The 20,308-nt window shown below is 69.7% G+C and carries 10 protein-coding genes; 4 read left to right on the top strand and 6 right to left on the bottom strand.

What is annotated here, in order from left to right:
• Nucleotide 1 precedes the first annotated feature (1 nt).
• From ACLQ2X_RS20515 to ACLQ2X_RS20495, 5 genes are all read right to left on the bottom strand, one after another.
• Nucleotides 2–721 carry a hypothetical protein gene (locus ACLQ2X_RS20515; RefSeq protein WP_425682669.1) on the bottom strand — a complete coding sequence of 240 codons (720 nt, stop codon included), beginning with the start codon at nucleotides 719–721 and terminating at the stop codon, nucleotides 2–4.
• A 20-nt stretch (nucleotides 722–741) separates the two neighbouring features.
• Nucleotides 742–2,454 carry a polymorphic toxin-type HINT domain-containing protein gene (locus ACLQ2X_RS20510; protein WP_425682688.1) on the bottom strand — a complete coding sequence of 571 codons (1,713 nt, stop codon included), beginning with the start codon at nucleotides 2,452–2,454 and terminating at the stop codon, nucleotides 742–744.
• A gap of 3,557 nt (nucleotides 2,455–6,011) precedes the next feature.
• On the bottom strand, nucleotides 6,012–9,869 hold the full coding sequence (locus ACLQ2X_RS20505; RefSeq protein ID WP_425682668.1) for a DNRLRE domain-containing protein: 3,858 nt from the start codon (nucleotides 9,867–9,869) through the stop codon (nucleotides 6,012–6,014).
• Nucleotides 9,870–10,409: 540 nt separating this feature from the next.
• Nucleotides 10,410–11,210: a DUF4184 family protein gene (locus ACLQ2X_RS20500; protein ID WP_425682667.1), complete on the bottom strand. Its 801-nt coding sequence runs from the start codon at nucleotides 11,208–11,210 to the stop codon at nucleotides 10,410–10,412.
• A 22-nt stretch (nucleotides 11,211–11,232) separates the two neighbouring features.
• A complete protein-coding gene (locus ACLQ2X_RS20495) occupies nucleotides 11,233–11,928 on the bottom strand; it encodes an HAD family hydrolase (RefSeq protein WP_425682666.1) in 696 nt (231 codons plus the stop codon).
• Nucleotides 11,929–12,065: 137 nt separating this feature from the next.
• Here ACLQ2X_RS20495 and ACLQ2X_RS20490 point away from each other — a divergent pair, with 137 nt between their 5' ends.
• A complete protein-coding gene (locus tag ACLQ2X_RS20490; RefSeq protein WP_425682665.1) occupies nucleotides 12,066–13,391 on the top strand; it encodes a hypothetical protein in 1,326 nt (441 codons plus the stop codon).
• Between the two features lie 179 nt (nucleotides 13,392–13,570).
• The gene (locus ACLQ2X_RS20485; RefSeq protein ID WP_425682664.1) at nucleotides 13,571–14,059 is read left to right on the top strand and encodes a hypothetical protein; all 489 of its coding nucleotides are present in this window, start codon (nucleotides 13,571–13,573) and stop codon (nucleotides 14,057–14,059) included.
• Between the two features lie 93 nt (nucleotides 14,060–14,152).
• On the opposite strand, the gene ACLQ2X_RS20480 is transcribed toward ACLQ2X_RS20485, so the two are convergent.
• A complete protein-coding gene (locus ACLQ2X_RS20480; protein WP_425682663.1) occupies nucleotides 14,153–16,825 on the bottom strand; it encodes an MGH1-like glycoside hydrolase domain-containing protein in 2,673 nt (890 codons plus the stop codon).
• Between the two features lie 87 nt (nucleotides 16,826–16,912).
• On the opposite strand from ACLQ2X_RS20480, the gene ACLQ2X_RS20475 reads away from it, so the two are divergent.
• Both ACLQ2X_RS20475 and ACLQ2X_RS20470 read left to right on the top strand, forming a co-directional pair.
• Nucleotides 16,913–18,856 carry an amylo-alpha-1,6-glucosidase gene (locus ACLQ2X_RS20475; RefSeq protein ID WP_425682687.1) on the top strand — a complete coding sequence of 648 codons (1,944 nt, stop codon included), beginning with the start codon at nucleotides 16,913–16,915 and terminating at the stop codon, nucleotides 18,854–18,856.
• A 124-nt stretch (nucleotides 18,857–18,980) separates the two neighbouring features.
• The gene (locus tag ACLQ2X_RS20470; protein ID WP_425682662.1) at nucleotides 18,981–20,306 is read left to right on the top strand and encodes a glycosyltransferase family 4 protein; all 1,326 of its coding nucleotides are present in this window, start codon (nucleotides 18,981–18,983) and stop codon (nucleotides 20,304–20,306) included.
• Nucleotides 20,307–20,308: the final 2 nt, after the last annotated feature.

Genomic DNA, 20,308 nt, shown 5'->3' with positions numbered 1-20,308 from the left:
CTTACTCGGCAAGCGATTCCCAAGGTCCGGGAAGAGCAGACCTTGCGACGTCCAAGTCTGCAGAGGCACGACCGAAGCCCCACAGCCAGGTGTCCCCGTCATTCCGAATGACACACTCAGCTATTCCGTACCAGCGCACCGGCGCGCCGTCAGGAACTGGCCAGAACACATGTTCCGGGATGGCCAAGGGAACCAGCCCACGAGGCAACACCGGAAGACCTGACTCGATCTCCATCTGTATCACCTGCTCCCCCGCCGTCAGCATAGCCTCGCTCATGGACATCTCAAGGAGGTCCACGGAGACCCTATCGTGGTACCGCAGCCAACCCTCTTCTGCATCAGCCTGGAGGTTCTTCCAAACAACAGGGGGATCCGCCTTCCCGATGTCCTCCCTGCGTATCCCCCAGGATGCGCAGTTCTGGTTCTCGGTCCGATAGACCAGAACGTTGTCCTCATCTACTCGCAGAAGGCTCGGCGGCACCAGAGGGTCCTGCGCCCCGATCACCTGGTTCTCTGCGCCGAGATGAGTGAACACCCAGCGCAACGCCACCGGGAGGGCAAAGCCCAGCCGCCGCTCTGCGAGCAGAACCTCCTCCTCCGCTCCGGGTAGCGGAGCCTCCCCCACCTCCAGCACCTGCCAGTTCGCCAGGAACCGGCGGATCAGGTGACACACAGCTTTGGGATCACTCGGCATCACTGTCAGGTCTTCCGTGAAGCTCACCGTTCCAGCCTCTCAAGCAGTTACTTCCTGAGGTTGTCGCCCCACTCGAGGGTCTTGTAACCCTTGCCCCGGGTGTACTGACCGACATAACCGTTCGGTCCATACACGTTCAGCTCATCCAGATCGAGATGCTTGGCCCATCCACCCAGGCTCGAACGGCAGAACCTGCACGGTATCTTGCCGGCGATATGGAGGCTACCAACACCGCCCTTCATTCCCGCGTCTGACGCCCGCATGAAGGCACCCGACTCAGCGTGTCCCATGGATTGAGGCATTGTGCTCTTGGGCCGAGTGAAGGACTGGCCATGACCATTGACGTCGTAGAAGGATCGCCCGTTGACGTCTAGGCGTGCCATCACCGCAACCTTCGGGTCGTGCGCCTGCACGACCCGGAGCTTCTCCTCGACGTCCCGTACGCCCTCTTCCGGCGTGTTGCAGTTGTGTACGAGCAGTGGGCTGTCGCCGGCAAGGACGTAGTAGGTGTGGATGCCCTCGACGGTGAGGTTGTGGACCCGTTCATGGCGGACGGTCTTGGTGATGGCGGTGATCTGGACCCAGGTGCCGGCCGCGGTCTGCAGCCACATGCCGGGCTTGAGCTCACCGCCGGTGACCCACTGTCCGGCATCGGGCAGCCAGATCAGGTGCGCCGCCGTGGACGTGATCGACCCGGTCTTCGACCCGGCCTTACCGTCCACGTCGACAGTGATCGTCACCAGCGTCTTACTGCCCTCGTGGCTACGGACGTTGGTGACCGCACGGCCCTGGTTCTGGCCCGACTCCACGTCCGTGCCGAGGACCTCGTCACCGAGCTGCAGGTCCTCGATCGCCTTGGTCCCGCCGCCGGCGAGCAGGACCTTCGTGCCCGGCACGAAGCTGTTGCACTTCGTAGGTGTCGTCTGCTTCTTCGGTGTGGTCGGGCTGTCGGTCTTCGGCTTCGGCGTGTTGGTGGGCAGCGCCTTCGAGGCGTCGGTGGTCGCCTCGACGCCCTTCTTCACGTCGTTGGCGGCGTCGATACCGTCGGCGATCTTCTTACCCGTCTTGGCCAGCTTCGCCGCCGTCACCGCGTTACCCGCCAGCGGAATCGCCGACGCCATCGACAACGCCGCGTCGACGTAGTTGCCCTCGGCCGCGTACCAGATGCCGTTCGCGACGTCGGCGACCTCACCGACGACCGGCACCATCCCCACCACGTCCAGCGTGGCGTGACCGATGTCCGACCACGACATCCCGAACAGGTGCCCGTCCAACTCGATGAAGCTGACTGGGTTCCCGCCGGCGAACGCATACCGGTTACCGGTGAACGGATCCATGGCCAGACCCATGTCCGCCATCGCCCCGCCGTAGGTGTCCCGCGTCAGGAACCGGTTCAACCCCGGGTCGTAGTTACGGAACCCCATGTCATACGTACCCGAACCCGCATCCCACCGGGAGGCGTTGAACCGGAACGCGTTGTACGGCTCCTCCCCCGCCGGCTGCGCACCCGGCTTGTCCACACCCGTGAACTGCGACGAGTCGTCCTTGCCGTAGGCGGTGTAGCCGTACGTCGCCCGGGTCTTGCCGTCCTCCTTCGTGATGCCGATGACGTCACCACGCGGCCGGTAGATGAACTGCGAGTACTCCCGCGCGCCGTCGTCCTTGTGCTTGATCTGGGTCAACTGCTGACCCCACGGCGCGTACTGGTACGACTTCGTCGCCTTGCCCGCGACCTCCTCACGCAGCACCTGGTTGTCCATCCCCAGGTACGTGAACAGGGTGGTCTTGCCGCCCGTCGTCTGCGACACCGTCCGATCGAACGGGTCGTACACGTAGGTCGTCGACTTGGCGTTGGCGCCGATGCCCGCGGTGGTCTTCGCGGTCCGGTCGAAGCCGTCGTAGTAGTACTTCTGCGCCCGCTGGCCACCGACCGACACCGTGTCGAGGCGCCCCAGCGGGTCGTAGTTGTACGTCGAGGTCACACCCGACGCGGTGGTCGAGTGCAGCCGGTTCCGGTCGTACTTGCTGGTGCTGGTCGTTCCCCCGACGGTCTGCGACACCGTGTTGCCGTTGGCGTCGTAGGTGTAGGTCTCCGTCGAGGAGCTGTCACCTGTCTTGTCCAGCTTGGCGATCCGGTCCTGCGGGTCGTAGCTGAAGACGTACGTGTTGTCGATGTAGTCCGACGAGTTGTCGGCGTTCATCAACTTGAGCACGTCCCGCGACGGGTGCCCGTTCGCCTGGTACTGGAGGTTGTGCTCGGCAACTGTGGCACCGCCGGAGGTCTTCTCCAGCTGACGCTTGGTGGCGCCGTCGAGGTAGTACTCGAAGTCCACCGTGTTGCCGTTGGGCTTGGTCTGCTTGAGCACCTGGCCGCGGTTGGTGTAGGTGAACGACGAGATCTGCTGGTTGCCGGCCGTCGGCGAGTCGGCGTTGGTGACCTTGGCGACCATGTCCCGCGGGTCGTACTCGATCTTCGACCAGGTGAGGTCGTGGGTCGAGGTGAGCGGGTTGCCGTTGTCGTCGTAGGTCAGCGCCGTGGTGTTCTTCGGGCTCGTGTCGGCGAGCCCGGCGAACTCCTTCACCGTGGAGATCTGGTTGAGCTGGTCGTACGCGATGTCGTACCGGCCGGCCTTCGCGCCCGGGCTGAGGTCCTTGACCTCGACCATCATCCCGTTCGGGTTGTACCGGTAGGTGAACTCCTTGCGCTCGTTGTCGACGTCGGCGGCGTTGTCGCGCACCAGCTTGACCGCGTCGGCCAGCACCTTGCCGGTCGCCTGGTCGGTGACGGTGATCTTCTGGACGCCCTCCTCCTTGAAGGAGTAGCTGCCCAGGCTGATCCAGGCGCCGGTGTTCTGCGTCTGGTTCACCGTCTTGGTGACGCTGCCACCGTTGTAGGCGATGGTGAACTTCGCGTCCGTCGCCGCGCCGGTGACCTGCGGGTGCCGCACGAACACCTCGTACGTGCCGTCGCGCGGGATGGTCAGCTGCCAGTTGAACTGCGCCGACCCGCTGCCGGCCGGGGCGGTGGAGACGTCGTAGCCCCACTGCCCGGTGGCTGCCCCGTTGCTCCAGGTGCCCTGCGAGGCGGTGTTGTGGGAGTCGGTGTTGTCGACCAGGACCACGTCCTTGCCGACCGGCAGGCCGTCCTCCGACCGTCCCCTCTCGTTGCCGGACTGGTAGTACTGCCAGGTCATCGTCCGCGTGGTCGACCCGCCGGCCGAGCTCAGCGTGTTCTTGGTCTGCTGACCCAGGTCGTTGTAGTCGTAGGAGTTGACGATGTCCCACGGGTCCTTGGACGTCCTGGTCCACCCGTTGTCGTAGTAGGTGTACTCGGTGTCGTTGCGGACCGTCTGCCCGTCCGACGGGGGCGCGCTGACCTTCGACAGGTTGCCGATCTCGTCGTAGGTGTAGAAGGTCTTGTCGGGCTTGTTGTAGCGGCTGTCGTCCTTGTCGTAGGACGACCACTCCTCCTTCTTGCGGTTGAGCGCGTCGTAGACGGTCACCACGGAGAAGTCGTCGGCGTCGTCGGCGGTGTCCACTCCGCGCGGGGTGATCAGCTTCGTCTGGTTGCCGACCTGGTCGTACTCGTACTTCGTGGTGCGGTGGGTGATGGCGCCGGAGCCGTCCTTGCTGTGCGGCACCTTCGACTCCACCAGCGCGCCGCGGGCGTCGTACGTCGCCAGCGACTCGTTGCCGTCGGCGTCGGTGGTGCCGAGCGTCAGGCCGTCCTTGTCGTAGCGGGCGGTGGTGAACTTGCCCAGCGCGTCGGTGGTCTTCACGACCCGGTGGTTCAGGTCGTAGTCGTACTTCGTGGTGAAGTCGTCCGCCGCGCTGGCGGTCTTCTTCGCGTCGTACAGGACCTTGACGTTGCCGACGTTGTCGTACTCGGACTTCACCTTCTGGTTCAGGCCGTTGACGACCTCGACCGGCTGGTAGATCGCGTCGTACGTCGTGGTCGTGGTGTAGTCGCCCACCGTCGAGGTCAGGTTGCCCTGCGGCTCGGTGACGGTGCGGACGTTGCCGACCTTGTCGTACGTCGTGGTGGTCTTCCGCTCCGGCTCCGCCGTGTTGGCCGTCTCGTCCTTCGGGGCGAGCGTCTCGACGACCTGGTCCGCCTTGTCGTAGACGGAGGTGGACACGGCGCCGTTGGCCGCGTACGCGGTGGTGATGTTGTCGTTCGGGTCGTACACCGGGGCTTTGGTGGTGATGAAGCGGTTGTTCGCCGCGTCCATCGGCTCCACCTTGGTGGTCGGCCGGCCGAACGTGTCGTACGCCTGCGTCACCTTGGCGTTCTTGCCGTTCTTGACCTCGGTGACGTTGCCCCGGTCGTCGTAGGTGAAGTACGACTTGCCGGTGCCCGCGTCCGTGGTGGTCGTCGGGTAGCCGCTCGGGTGGAACGGACCGTACGCCGTGGTGTTGCCGTTGGCGTCCCGGGCGCTGAGCAGTTGGCCCCACTCGTCGTAGCTGTTGACGCTCGTGTAGTCGCCGGCGGTGGGCGTGGTGTTGCCGACCGGGTCGGTGACCGTCTCGACGTCACCCTCACCGGTGTAGGTGAAGGTCCACTTGCGGCCCTCGGAGCTGGTCTTGCTGACCACCTCGGCCACGTAGCCGTTGAGCGAGCGCTGGTAGGTCAGCACCGTCCCCGGCCAGCCGTTCTTGACCGCCTCCGCGTCCCGGATCGTCGTCGGGTAGCCGGTCTTCGGGTCGAACGCCCAGGTGGAGACCGCGGTGTTGGCCTCCTCCAGCCGGATGACGTTGTGGTCGTCGTCCCAGCCGGTCTTGGTGACCTCGTTCTTGGCGTTCGTGACCTGGTACGCCCGACCGTAGCCGTCCAGCAGGTACTGGGTGGCGTGGTTCTCCGCGTCGGTGACGGTGGCGTTGATGTTGCTGCCCTGCGGGCCGTCCGGGTCGACGTAACCGAACTGGGTCACGTGGTTGAGTCGGTCGGTGTAGGACTTGGTGGTCCAGTGCAGCTTCGGGTCGTCCCCGGTCTGCGGGTAGTTGTAGACCAGGCCTGTCGCGTTGCCCCGCGGGTCGGTGACCTTGACCAGCTTGACGTTCTTGTTGCCCTGGGTCATGTCGTAGGCGAACTTGAACGTCTTGGGCGTGCCGTTGGTCGACCCGGCGCCGTCGATCAGCTCACCGAGCAGTCCCTTGTCCGTGTAGGTGAAGGTGAGCTTGCGCCCGGAGATGTCGGTGATCTGCGAGATGTGGTCGATGATCTTCGGGTTGGTCAGGTTCGTCGCGCCGGAGACCCGCGCCCAGGTGGTGTCGTTGATGTAGTCGTACGTCTGACCCTTGGCGTAGTAGTCGATGGTCAGGGTGATCCGACCGGTCGGGTCGGTGATGTAGCGCAGGAACTTCGTCGGCTTGTTGTTGGACTTGCGCACCTCGTAGGTGAAGAGCATCTCGTTGCCGTTGTTGTCGACGGTGCTCGACAGGAAACCCTCGCAGTCGTAGAAGAACTGCGTGCGGTCCGGCCGGGTGAGCACCCACGCCTTCGGCTCCTCGGTGTTGGGCTTGCAGTCCACGCTGCTGTGCTTCTGCAGTAGAGGTGCACACCCTTCGCGCTCTTCCACTCGTTCGCGGTCGCGTCCCAGGTGAACCGGTGGCTGGTGCCGTCGCCGTCGGTCAGGGTGACCTTCGTCGGGTTCGGGTTGGGGTGGAAGTCCAGCGGGGCGCCCAGGCGCATCATCGACGACGCCTGCAGCGACCAGCCGTACCCGGCCACCGTGTCGGTGGTGTCCAGCGAGTTGTAGGACATCCGGACGAACGTCGACAGGCCCCGGGACGGGTTGTTGAGCGCGTTGTACGACCAGACCGTGTTGCCGGAGTACAGGTTGTTCATCAGGGTGCCGCCGGCGCCGGTGTTCTTCCCCGCGTACGAGTAGAACTTCTCCAGACCGAGCTGGTCGGAGGTCGGCTCCTCCACCGAGATGTTCTGGGGCAGCGCCGGGATCAACGCGGTCTCCGACAGCTTCTTGCCGGTGAGCTTGTTGCGCAGGTCCCACTGCAGCACGTAGTCGGTGCGCTCGTTGCCGTCGGTGGACGACGGTGGGGTTTTCACCTGGGCGGCGACGTCGACCGTGCCACCCGCCGGGACGCTCTTGGGCAGTGCGGTCCGCACCTCGTAGCCGGCGTCCGCGCCGTCGGTGACCCCGTCGGCCCGCTTCCAGTCGTAGGCCAGCTCCCAGTCGGTCGGGTTCCACGCCGCGAGCGTCGGGTTCGACAGCGTCACCGGCACCGTGTACGTGGAGTTGGCCGTGGCAAGCGTCGGGGTCGAGGCCGCGTAGTACGTCGACTCCGCGGTCTGCTCCAGGTAGGTGACCTCCAGCGTGGGCCGCAGCAGCGGCTCCTGGGCCTCGGACGACAGCAGGACCGACCGGGCGGTCTGGTTCACCTCGTCGCGCTGCCGCAGCAGCAGGCCGAAGTTCTTCGTCGGGTCCTTGACCCAGCCGTCGGCGGCGGGGGTCACGTCCCAGGAGGCCCACTTGGGATCGTTCGTGAACTGGTTGTAGCTAGCCTTCCAGGAGGTGTCGTAGTCACCGCCGGCGGCGGTCCACGCGTTGGTGCCGTCGTACGTGTTCCACGTCGCGCTGGTCTCGGTGAAGTTCCTGGTCAGCTTGTGGACGTCGACGTACTCGTCGGTGTCGGTGCCCGGGTAGAGCCCGCTGTTGTACAGCCGCAGGTCGGCGTCGACGACCCGGGCGTTGGCCGGGATGCCGGTCAGCGTCGGGAACTTCACCAGGCCACGGGTGTCGCCGTAGTAGGGCGAGTTGTTGCCCGGGCTGACGTACGGGTCACCGTCGTACACGTCCACGTTCTCCGTCGGGCGGGCCTGGGAGAGGGTGGTGTCGGTGGTGCCGGTGCGGTAGATCCGGGTGATCTGACCCGCCTTCGGCAGGATCGCGGACTGGGTGGGCCCGGCGACGACCTGCCCGTCGCGGGTCTTCACCGCGACCATGTAGTAGTAGAACTTCCGGGCCAGCGGGTCCGTGTTGTCCGCCGGCGTCGGGGTCGCGGTGGTGTCCTGGTAGGTGCGGGTGCCCGTGGACACCGGGGCGATCAGGGTCGCCGCCGACGGGGTGTAGTTCTGGTAGATGCTGCGGTGCACCTGGTACTCCACCGCGTCGTCGGCCGTGGACGACGACGGGTCCACGTACGCCGGCCAGTCCAGCACCGCGCCGGTGGAGGTGAGCGTCGTCGGCGGGCTGACCGCCACGCCCGGCCGGCCGTAGGTGACGACCAGCTTCGGCAGGTTGTAGTCCCGGCGGGCGTTGTTGTACGCGAACTCGGAGGCCTCGAAGATCGGGCCGCCGCGCCCCTTGGCCGCCTCGTCGACCGCCTTCACCATGAAGCCGTGGTTGGTGGACGTGCCGTTGACCCAGTCCTGCACGACGTTGCGGACCGGGAACGAGCTCCACACGTTGGAGACGGCCTTCTTCTTGGTGGCCGCGCCCCACTTGGTGAACCGCACCGCGTCGGCGATCACCGACTTGCCCGCCACGTCACCCAGGACGACCTTGCCGGTGGTGCCGGCCGCGAACGGGTGTACGCCGAGCGTCTTCCACTCGCCGCGGGCGCTGCCGGTCTGGTCGACGGAGTACGCCTTCGAGCCGCCGTTGTAGTAGACGGTGTACGGCGTGTTCGTCGGCCGGTCCGCCTCCGCCACGTAGTGGACCTCGACCTGGTAGTTGCCGGCCTCAGTGATGGTCGGCACCCAGGTGTGGGTGTTGCCGGTGGTGGCGTCGCTGTTGAAGCGGTAGTCACCGTTGACGGCCAGCGGGGTCAGCTCCGTGTTGCCGGAGTACGCCCAGGTGCCGGACACCGAGGTGCCGGCGTCGCCGTCGTCCTGGGTGACCATGTTGCCGGCCGGCTGGGCGGCCATGTTGGCGTTCATGTTCGCCCAGGTCGCGGTGCTCTCGGTCCACGGCTGGGTGACCTTGCGGGCCTCCATGGCGACGTCGAAGCCCCACGCGTGGTGGGTCTGCGAGTAGTACATCTGCAACTGCGCGTCGTCGATCGGCGTGTTCGGCGCGATCTTGCTGACGTCGAACTTGACGAGCGTGCGGTACGCGTTCGCCGCGTCCGTGCCGACCTTGAGCTGGTAGGTGTCGTTGTAGTTGGTGGTGGTGGCGCCGGAGTAGATCTGCACGTCCTGCGCGTCCGTGGGGACCGGCTGCACCTTGATGGTCGGGTCGATCACCACCGGGTAGACCCGGGCCCGGTCGGTCAGCCAGCCCGCGTCGGCGGTGATGGTGACCGTCGACGAGACACCCGAGCTGGTCACCTTCTGGGTGACCTTGTCCGACCACACCTTGCCGTGCGGGGAGGACTTGTCGTCCTTGCTGTCGTACATGAACGGCGGCGGCATGACGAACACCGGGGCGCCGCCGTCGCGGCCCAGGAACGCGATCGAGCCGTCCGCGCGCTGCTGCGCGGTCAGGCCCGCCGTGTCCAGGGTGAAGGTGTACGACACCGGGCCGGCCGGCGCCTGCCGGAGAACGATCTTCTCCTTCAGCGCGGTGCTCGTCACGTCGTAGACGACGTCGGCTCCGCCGGCCAGCCCCGGGTACGTCACGGTGGAACCGGACACCTTCGGGCTGACGTTCCTGGCGGCACCGGCCAGGCCCAGCTCGATCGCGCGGCCGTCGCGCTCGAAGCGCACCAGGTCGTCTGAGCTGTCACCAAAGAGGCTGGTGTAGGAGTTGGTCCGGTTGCCCTGCACGTAGCCGGGCTCGTCCACCGGGCGGACCGTGGTGTCGATGGGCTGCCATCTGCCCCTGCCGTCCTTGTGGTGCAGCGGCACGGCGGAGATCTCCGCCTGCAACCGCCCGTCGGACAGCTGGTAGATCCTGGCGTTCTCGGTCCGCCGGCCGGGCAGTTCCCTGACCCGTTTCTGCGCCGGCCACTTCCGGCCGGCGACGGGCTTCTCGTCCCGGTGCAGCCCGGCGCTGACCACCTCGGGCTTCGTCCGGTGGCCGCCACCGGCGACCAGGCCGCGCGCGGCGCCACCGAGACGGTCCAGCAGTCCGCTGTCGTCGTTCTTCCCGCTCGGTGCGGCCTGCTGGGTTGTGGCGGGGTCGCGGTCCGGTAGGACCGCGGCCCCGCCCAGCGTGGCCACCATGGCCAGCGCCAGGCCCCCGATCAGGGCGCCTCGTGATGGTCTTCTCACCCGTTACCCTCCGGTCAACTCCGGTGACAGAACGGGTGAAGGCTAGGAACAGCGGATACACGGTGGGCTATCCGTCGGCTACTTTCCCGCCGGCCGCGGAGGTGCGCACGGCCGGGCCAGCCCACCCGGGCGTCGGGCAGGCGGAACCGTCGCGCCGGCGGCGGCGGCGGGTCGATCGTGAAGAGCGCTCGTGCGCGTGTCGTGGGCGCAGGGCGGCGGAAACGCCGGACGGGTCAGGACCGGGTCCGCAACTCCCCGGCCCTGACCCCGGCCGTCCGGCGTGGTAGCGGCGACGCCGGCAGAACGCGGCGGGCGTGGCACGACGCCCACGCCGGGCTCCGTACGGCGGGCCGGTCTCTGCCCGCACTCAGCTCCACGGTGCACTGACCACCGGACTCCGGTGCGCCCGCATCTCACCCCGATGAGGCGTGGGCGCCGGCCCAGGTTAGGTGCGTGTGCACGGCGCGAACAAGCGCCCACCGGGCCGGTCGGGCTGTGATTGATGTCAATGCCGAATTGCGGCATGTCGGCGTAACGGGGTCAGCCGGCCGGACGCTGTTCGTCTTCGAGACGGTCGACGTCGGGACGCCCCGCGCGCTCGGCCGACCGCGGTGCGGCGGACCGGGCGGCGACCGCTGCGGCCATGAGCGCCAGCGCGGCCAGGTGCAGCGCCCGCACCCCGGCGGGGCCGGGCACGCCGGCCGCCGGGAGCGCCGGAAGCAGCAGCGCACCGAGCCCGGTGACCGCCAACGCCACCCGCCAGAACACGGACGGGTTCGCCTCGGGCGCGGTGGAGCCTACCCCCGGGGCGGTCGGCTCCCGGCGCGCCTCGCGTACCAGCAGGACGGCCACCAGCAACCCCCCGCCGACACCGCCGACGGTGTTCGCGAACCACGGCCAGGACACCCCGGTCAGGGCGTGCACGTCGGCGACGCCGGGCAGCCGCGACAGGCGCCCGCTGTGCGTGACCCGGTCCCACGCGACGTGGGTGAACGCGCCGAGCACCGCCGAGCAGACAGTCACCTGCCAGGGGTGGCGCACGGCCGCCAGGGTGGCGTACCAGTGCCAGCCGAACAAGCGCGGCGCGGGCAGGTGCACGGCGATGCCGGCGACCACGCGGCGCAGGACCCAGGCGTACCCGAGGGCGACCGGCAGGCACCACCAGAGCAGCCCGCCGAGGGTGTGCGTCCGCATGCCGACGGCCAGCGGCGTGCCGGTGAGCAGGTAGCCGACGTCGGGCGCCACCGCGCCGGTGCACAGCGCCACCCCGTCGAACCAGTGCGGTCGCCACCGTTTCAGCGGCAGCACCGGCGCCAGGTGCGACGGGAAGGTGAGCGGCACGTGCCGGACGTTACCGGCCCGGTCAGAAGTGCCGGACCAGGTCGGGGAACGCGGCCAGTCGAATCACCCGCGAGTCGGACGGGTCCAGTTCGTCGTGCTCCAGCACCCAGGTGTTCTCGTTCGGGATGAACACGGCGTTCAGCCCGGCGGCCCGGGCGGGCAGGATGTCCGAGCGCGGAGAGTTGCCGATCATCCAGGCCGCCGCTGGGTCGAAGGAGTGCTCACGGGCCAGCCAACGGTAGGTGTCCACGTCCTTCTCCGGCACGATGTGCGCGGCCCGGAAGTGGTGCAGCAGCCCGCACGCGTCGAGCTTGCGCTGCTGTTCCTCCCGCTCCCCCTTGGTGAGCAGCAGCAACTCGTGCCGGCCGGCCAGGTCGTCGAGCGTCTCGGCCACCCCGGGCATCAGCTCCACCTGGTGCCCGACCAGCGCCGCCGCGAGCTGCTCGATCTCGGTGCGCTCCCGGCCGGTGGCCGGCCGCGCGCGCAGCTTCTCCAGGCACTCGCCGAGGCTGCGCAGGAAGACCTTGCTGCCGTAGCCGTGCGCCACGGCGTTGGCCCGTTCGATGTCGTCGAGCACCGCCCGGATGCGCACCCGGTCCAGGGTCGGATGGTCGAGCCAGGTGAGGAAGTCGTCGATGACGCGCTCGAAGAGGACGTTGTTCTCCCACAGCGTGTCGTCGGCGTCGAAGACCAGCACAGCGGCATCCCGGCGCGGCATCCCGTTCCTCCCTCGCGGACCTCGCACACCGTACTGCCCCGACGGTCGGACGGACCAGACTGTTTATATCCGCTCGGCGCACCGACAACGGCGGCTACCCGACTGTGGAATTGCTGGTGGAAGGGGATGCTTCGACCATGACGATCTCACCTGACCATCCACCGCCGATCCGGCGTCGCCGACGGGCGGCGGTCGCGGTGGCCGCCACGCTCGCGATGGCGGGCGCCGCGCTGCCGGGCTCCCCGGCCCTGGCCGTGAACGCCACCCACGCCACCGTGGTCGGCACCAACCCGGTCGACTGGACCCCGCACGCGCTCGACGGCACCGTGCACCGGATCCTCCAGATCGGCAACCGGGTCTACCTTGCCGGCACGTTCACCAAGGTCCGCAACGCCGGCCAGTCCGCCCAGTTGGCGATGCCCCGGCTGGTGGCGCTCAACGCGACCACCGGACGGATCGACACGACGTTCCGGCCGCAGGTCAACGGCGCGGTGAAGGCGCTCGCCGCCGCGCCGGACGGCCGCTCGCTCTACATCGGCGGCGCGTTCACCACGGTCAACGGGACCGCGGCGTCCCGGCTGGCCCGGATCGACGCGGCCACCGGCGCCCGGGTCGCCGGGTTCACCACACCGGCGCTCAACAACCAGGTCAACGACGTACGCCTGGTCGGCAACCGGCTGATCGTCGGCGGCGCGTTCCAGACCGTGGGCGGGGTGACCCGGCGCGGCCTGGCTGCGGTGAACGCCACCACCGGGGCGGCCGACGCGTCGGTCAACCTGAACCTGGCCGGTCCGCGCAAGACCACCTCCGGCGTCACCGCCCCGGTGAAGGTGGAGGCGCTTGACGTCTCCGCCGACGGCGGGCGGCTGGTGTTCGTCGGCAACTTCAGCACGGTCGCCGGGGTGGCCCGGCACCAGCTCGCGGTGGCGGGCCTGACCAGCGCGGGCGCGACGCTGTCCGGGTGGGCCACCGACCGTTACCAGCCGCAGTGCGCCCAGTCGATGCCGTCCTACATGCGTGGGATCGACATCGCGCCGAACGGCACCTGGTTCGCGGTGGTCACCACCGGCGCGGCGTTCGCGGGCACGCTGTGCGACACCGCGGCGCGCTTCGAGTTCGGTACGGCCACCGGGGGCAAGCAGCCGACCTGGGCCAACCACACCGGCGGCGACACGCTGCTGTCGGTGGCGGTGACCGGCGCGGCGGTCTACGTCGGGGGTCACCAGCGCTGGCTGGACAACCCGCAGGGCCGCAACTCCGCCGGACCGGGCGCGGTGTCCCGGCCGGGTATCGGGGCGATCCACCCGACCACCGGCAAGGCATTGCCGTGGAACCCGACCAAGGACCGCGGGGTCGGTACAGCCGAGCTGTACGCGACCGACCGTGGCCTGTGGATGGGCAGCGACACCGTGACGGTGGCCGGGGAGTATCACGCCCGGGTGGCCTTCCTGCCGTTGCCGTGAACGGGTGGGGCGCGGCGTTTCCGTCGCGCCCCACCGTCGGCGAAGCATCGATTCCGCCCGCGGCTCTCGGCGTTCCCGCACCCATCACATCGGCGCGCATAGTGCAAGCATTGACCTTCGTCACTGACTCCGTGTATAAAGGTTTGCATAATTAACGGGGACCAACGGAGGAGCAATTAATGCGATTCCCCCTCTCCCGCCTCATTGTCGCCCTCGCGTCAACGATGGCCGCCGTTCTCGCCTTTCCGGCTTCGGCCCAGGCCGCACCCGGCTGGCAGTCCTACACCTACTCGTCCAAGTGGCACTGCTCCCAGGCCAGCACGGACATCTCGATCGCCGCGGTCAGCATCTGCGTGATCGTGAACGGCCAGGCGACCCAGTCCGTCGTCACGGTGACCAACAAGAGGTCGAGCACGATCCAGATCGAGGCGCCGACGCTGACCCTGTACTCCGTCGGCCAGCCACTCTCCACCGTCTACTGCAACTTCAGCTACCTCAGCGCCAAGCAGACGACGGCCTGTTTCGGGCCCACTTTCCAACGCACGTGCAGCCAGAACGCGCAGACCTGGGCGAAGGTGAACTACAACCTGCCGGACACAGCGATATGGAAGGTCGCAACCGGCTGGTCGCCCACCTGGAATATGTGCACGGCGGCCAGCTCGCGCTGAAAATCGTCGAGTCGACCGGCGGCCCGCTCAAATCGAGCGGGCCGTCGGCCATTTCCCGGATTCCGCGCCACGCCGATATCGGGCGACCCGCGGTCAGCGGCGCAGCGTGAGGATCAGGTCGGCGACCAGCGCGGTCCACCCGGTCTGGTGCCAGGCGCCGAGGCCGGCGCCGTTGTCGCCGTGGAAGTACTCCGGGAAGCAGATCAGGTCGCGCCAGTCCGGGTGGGTCTGGAAGAGCTGCGCGGCGCCGTAGATCGGCCGCCGTCCCCAGTCGTCGCGGGTGAACAGCGAGATCAGCCGCGCGGACAGGTCGTCGGCGATCTCGTTCAGCGTGCGCTTGACCCCGGACCGGGTCGGGTACTCGACCTGGAGGTCGTCGCCGAAGAACGCGGCGTAGTCGCGCAGCGCGCTGATCAGCAGGAAGTTCGTCGGCATCCAGATCGGGCCGCGCCAGTTGGAGTTGCCGCCGAACAGGCCGCTGGTCGACTCCGCCGGCTCGTAGCCGACGCTGAACTCCTGCCCGCCGAGGGTCACCGTGAACGGCTTGTCCAGGTGGGCCCGCGACAGCGTCCGCAGCCCGTAGTCGGAGAGGAACTCGTCGGGGTCGAGCATCCGGGCCAGCAGCCGCACGACCTGTTCCGGGGCGACCATGGACAGCAGCCGCTGCTGGCGTCCGTCCGGGCCGAGCCGGCGGGCGCCGAGCACGTCGGCGTACTCGGGATGGTTGGTGAGGAACCAACGCAGCCGGGCACCCAGCTCGGGCAGGCGGTGCATGGTCCGGGCGGTGAGCCGGGTGACCGCGGCCAGCGGCAGCAGGCCGACCACCGAACGGACCTTCAGCGGCACCTTCGTGCCGTCGGCCAACCGCAGCACGTCGTAGAAGAACGCGTCCTCGGCGTCCCACAGGCCCTGCTCGTACGCGGCGGCGGCGATGTACGCGAAGTGCTCGAAGAACTTGGTCGCGGTGTCGGTGTACGTGCGGTCGTGCTCGGCGAGCACGATGGCCATGTCGAGCAGGTTGAGCGCGTACATCGCCATCCAGCCGGTGCCGTCGGACTGCTCCAGCACCCCGGCCACCGGCAGCGCCGCGGAGCGGTCGAACGGGCCGACGTTGTCCAGGCCGAGGAAGCCGCCCTCGAAGACGTTGTTGCCCCCGGTGTCCTTCCGGTTGACCCACCAGGTGAAGTTGATCATCAGTTTGTGCATCACCCGGGCGAGGAACTCGTGGTCCCGGGAGCCGTCGATCTCGAAGACCTTCAGCGCCGCCCAGGCGTGCACCGGCGGGTTCACGTCACCGAACGCCCACTCGTACGCCGGGATCTGCCCGTTCGGGTGCAGGTACCACTCGCGGAGCAGGAGCAGGATCTGCCCCTTGGCGAAGCCCGGGTCCACCCGGGCCAGGGTGACGCAGTGGAAGGCCAGGTCCCAGGCGGCGTACCAGGGGTACTCCCACGGGTCGGGCATGGAGATCACGTCGAAGCTGTTCATGTGCCACCAGGCGCTGTTGCGCCCGTGCCGGCGGCCGGCCGGCGGCGGCGCGGAGCCCGGGTCGCCGTCCAGCCAGCGCCGCACGTCGAAGTGGTAGAACTGCTTGCCCCACAGCAGCCCGGCGATCGCCTGGCGGGCGACCAGGGCCTCGTCGGCGGTGGCCGCGGCCGGGATGACGCTGTCGAAGAAGCGGTTCGCCTCGGCGCGGCGGGCCCAGAGCACCGCGTCGAACCCGTCGCCGAGGTCGGCCGGGGCGGGCGGGCCGGCCGCCGGGGGCGGGGCGGTGCGGGTCAGGCGCAGCCGGATCTGCCGCTGCCCGCCGGCCGGCACGTCGAGGACGTAGTGCAGCGCGCCCTTGGTGCCGGTGCGGTCCGGGTTGACGGTGTCCGCGCCGGCCACCACGTGGTCGTTGATCCCGTCCTTCGGGTACGCCGACCGGCCGGGCAGCCCCCAGAGCCGCTCGGCGTTGGTCTCGTTGTCGCACAGCAGCGGGACCGGGTCGCCGTCGCCCTCCAGCATCAGCTGACCCAGCACCCGGTGCTCACCGACCAGCCGGGCGCCGGCGCCCGAGCCGGTGGAACCGACCAGCCGGGGCACCCGGTCGGTGCCGGGCAACCCCCACGACCAGGTGTTGCGGAACCAGAGCGTGGGCAGCACGTGCAGGGTGGCGTCCTCGTCGCCCCGGTTCGCCACGGTGACCAGGACGCACATGTCGGTCGGGGACGCCTTGGCGTAGTCGACGGTCACCGCCCAGTACCGGTCCTCGTCGAAGATGCCGGTGTCCACCAGCTCGTACTCGGTGTCGTCGCGGCCGCGCAACGCGTTCACCGCGACCAGTTCGTCGTACGGGAAGGCGGCCTGCGGGTAGTGGTAGCGCCAGCGCATCCACGAGTGGGTGGGCGTGGAGTCCTCGTACCACCAGTACTCCTTGACGTCCTCGCCGTGGTTGCCGCCGTCGCCGCCGAGGCCGAACATCCGTTCCTTGAGGATCGGGTCGCGCCCGTTCCACAGCGCCAACGCGAAACAGAACGTCTGCCGGTCGTCGCAGACGCCCGCCATCCCGTCCTCGTTCCACCGGTAGGCTCGGGACCGCGCGTGATCGTGGGGGAAGTAGTCCCACGCCGTGCCGTGTTCGCTGTAGTCCTCCCGTACCGTCCCCCACGCCCGCTCGGACAGATAGGGGCCCCATGCGCGCCAGTCCCGCTCCCCGGCGTCGGCCTGGGCGAGCCGGTGCCGCTCGGGGTCGGGGGTCGCGGAGGTCGACCGGTCGGTGATCATTGGCACATCTTGGCCGCCGTCCGGGTACGTCTGCACAGCGGCCATTGTCGTCGTGGCATGTCACACCTCGCTGCCGGTGGAGGAAAGTTGATCGACATCCGGTTCGGCCCGCGGTCGTGCGCGGACCTGTCCGTCGCGGGCGGGCGGGAATGGCTGGTCACGGACGGGCGCGGCGGCTACGCCATGGGCACCGTCGCCGGCCTGCGCACCCGCCGTTACCACGGGCTGCTCGTGGTGGCCGGGGACACACCCGCGTCCCGCAAGCTGGGCCTGGCGAGCCTCGACCCGGCGGTTACGCTGCCGTCGGGGCGGCAGGTGCGCCTCGGCGCGCACGAGTGGTCCGCCGGGGTGGTCGACCCGCGCGGCTACGAGACGCTGGAGCGGTTCGACCTCACCGACGGGGTGCCGCGCTGGCGCTGGCGGATCGGCGACGTGGTGATCGAACGGGAGATCGCCATGACGTACGGCCGGTCCTGCGTGGCGGTGGTGCACCGGCTGGTCTCCGGCGGCCCGGTGCGCCTGGACCTGGCCGCCGCCGGCACCTGGCGGGACGCGCACGGCGAGCGGCGGGCCGACGGTCCGGCGCCCCGGCTGGAGCCGGTGGCCGGCGGCGTGCTGGTCGACGGGGCGTACCGCCTGGCCGGGCCCAACTGGAGCCCGGGGGGCCTGTGGTGGCACGGGGTACGCCACCGGGCCGAGGCCGAACGCGGCCTGCACCCGGAGGAGGACCTCTGGTACGCGGGCCGGTTCAGCGACGCGCTCGACGAGCCGGGCGCCACGGTGACGGTGCTGGCCTGGGCCGACGACCTGGCCGAGGAGCCACCCCCGGCGACCGCGGTCGTCGAGGCGGCACGGCGGCGCAACCGGGCGGTGGTGGCCGCAGCGAAACCCGACGACGCCGTCGAGGCGACCCTGGCACTGGCCGCCGACGCGTTCGTGGTGCGCACCGCCACCGGGCCGGACGTGGTCGCCGGCTATCCCTGGTTCGGCGCGTGGTCACGGGACACGATGATCTCCTACGAGGGTCTGTTCCTGTGCACGAACCGCGCCGACGAGGGTCGGGAGCTGCTGCGGGCGTACGCGGGCACCCTGTCCGAGGGGATGCTGGCGAACACCGCCGACACCGGGCGGGTGGAGCACAACACCGTCGACGCCACGCTGTGGTTCCTGCACGCGGTCAGCCGGCACGTCACGGTCACCGGCGACACCGACCTCGGTGACGAGCTGCTGCCGGCGCTGCACGGCGTGGTGCGGGCGCACGTGGCCGGCACCCGCTACGGCATCGGCGTCGACCCGGCCGACGGGCTGCTGGCCCAGGGCGGCCCGCCGGATGTGGCACTGACCTGGATGGACGCCCGGGTGTACGGGGTGCCGGTCACCCCGCGTACCGGCAAGCCGGTCGAGGTCAACGCGCTGTGGATCAACGGACTGGCCGGGCTCGCCGAGCTGACCGAGCTGGCCGGACAGGACGCCGACGCCCTGTGGCGCCTGCACGGTCGGGCCACCGCCGCGTTCCGGGACCGCTTCCCCGCGCCGAGCGGCTGGCTGCACGACGTGGTGGACGCCCCGGCGCCCGCCTACCCGCTTGGCGGCGCCCCGCACCACGACGACGACCTGTTGCGCCCCAACCAGCTGCTCGCCTGGTCCCTGCCGTACGCCCCGCTGGAGCCGGACGAGCCCACGCTGCGCCGGATCACCGAGGCGCTGTTCACCCCGCTCGGGCCGCGCAGCCTGGCCCCCGGCTCCCCCGGCTTCGTCGACCGGCACCGGGGCGGCCCGGCCGAACGCGACTCCGGCTACCACCAGGGCACGGTCTGGCCGTGGCTGACCGGGCCGCTGCTGGACGCGTACCGCCGGGCCGGGTTGCCCACCGACGACCTGACGGTCGGGCTGGAGGGGCACCTCACCGAGGACGGGCTGGGTTCGGTGAGCGAGACCGCCGATGGCGCGGCCCCGCACGCCGCCACCGGCTGCCCGTTCCAGGCGTGGTCGGTGGCCGAGGTGCTGCGCGCGCGTCGCCCCCGCGGATAAGGCGTTACAGACCGGCAACCGGCGTGTCGCCGCCGGTTATCGACCCCTGGGCAGGATGAGGACGTCCCCACCGGCGGCCGGCGTGCCGGCCCAGGGTGGGGCGCCACCACTCGAAGGGGGCCGCGTGTCAGCCGACGCCGAAGTGATCGACATCCAGCCTGCCCGGCGCCTGCGGGTGCTCCTGCTCTCCTGGGAGTACCCGCCCGTCCTGGTCGGTGGGCTCGGCCGGCACGTGCACGCCCTTTCCGTGGCGTTGGCCGCCGCCGGGCACGAGGTCACCGTCGTCACCCGGCACGCCGAGGGCGCGCCGCTGGAGGAGTACGCCGACGGCGTGCGGGTGGTGCGGGCCGCCGAGGACCCGGTCCGGTTCCCGCTGGCGACCGGCTCCCTGCTGGCCTGGACCATGGCGTTCAACCACACGCTCACCCGGGCCGGGCTGCGCGCCGCCTCCTCCGGCGCATACGACGTGATCCACGCCCACGACTGGCTCGTCGCGCACACCGCGGTCACCCTGGCCGAACACCTGGACGTGCCGCTGGTGACCACCATCCACGCCACCGAGGCCGGCCGGCACCAGGGCTGGCTGCCGGAGGAGATGAACCGCACCATCCACGGGGTGGAGCACTGGCTCAGCAACGCCTCCGGTCGGGTGATCGCCTGCTCCGGTTACATGCGCGAGCAGGTGGCCCGGCTGTTCGACGTGCCCGCCGGCCGCATCGACGTGGTGCCCAACGGCGTGGACGACCGGGCCTGGCGGGCCCGCCCGCAGGCGGTCGCGTCGGCCCGGGCGCGTTTCGCCGCCCACGGGCCGCTGGTCGGGTACGCGGGCCGGCTGGTCTACGAGAAGGGCGTGCAGCACCTCGTGCACGCCGTGCCGCACCTACGTGAGCGGCATCCCGGCCTGCGGGTGGTGATCGCCGGGGACGGCCCGTACCGCGACGAGCTGATCGACCAGGCCCGGCGGCTGCGCCTCGGGGACACCGTCCGATTCGCCGGGTTCCTGGACGCCACCCAGCTTCCCGCGGTGCTCGCCGCCACCGACGCGACCGTGATCCCCAGCCTCTACGAGCCGTTCGGCATGATCGCCCTGGAGGCGGCCGCGGCGGGGGCGCCGCTCGCGGTCGCCCGCACCGGCGGCCTGGCCGAGATCGTCGAGCCCGAGGTGACCGGCGTGACGTTCCCGCACGGCGACCCGGACGCGCTGGCCGGCGCGGTCGACCGCCTGCTCGGCGACGAGGTCTTCGCCCGCCGGGTGGCCCGCCGGGCGCGGGCCATGGTGACCCGCCGGTACGCCTGGTCGGCGATCGCCGCCCGGACCGCGACGAGCTACGCCGCCGCCCGCCGCGAGCACCACACGTCGCAAGCTCACCGGACCACCGCACTGCTGGCCGGCGGCCTGTCCACAATCGTCATTCCGGAGGGAAATCTGCTGGCCGGGACGGCCAGCTAGGG

The sequence above is a fragment of the Micromonospora sp. DT31 genome, from assembly GCF_049841795.1.
Taxonomy (GTDB): Bacteria; Actinomycetota; Actinomycetes; order Mycobacteriales; family Micromonosporaceae; genus Micromonospora.
Note: the sequence above shows the minus strand (reverse complement) of the source record. Positions and strands in the feature narration are given on the sequence as shown.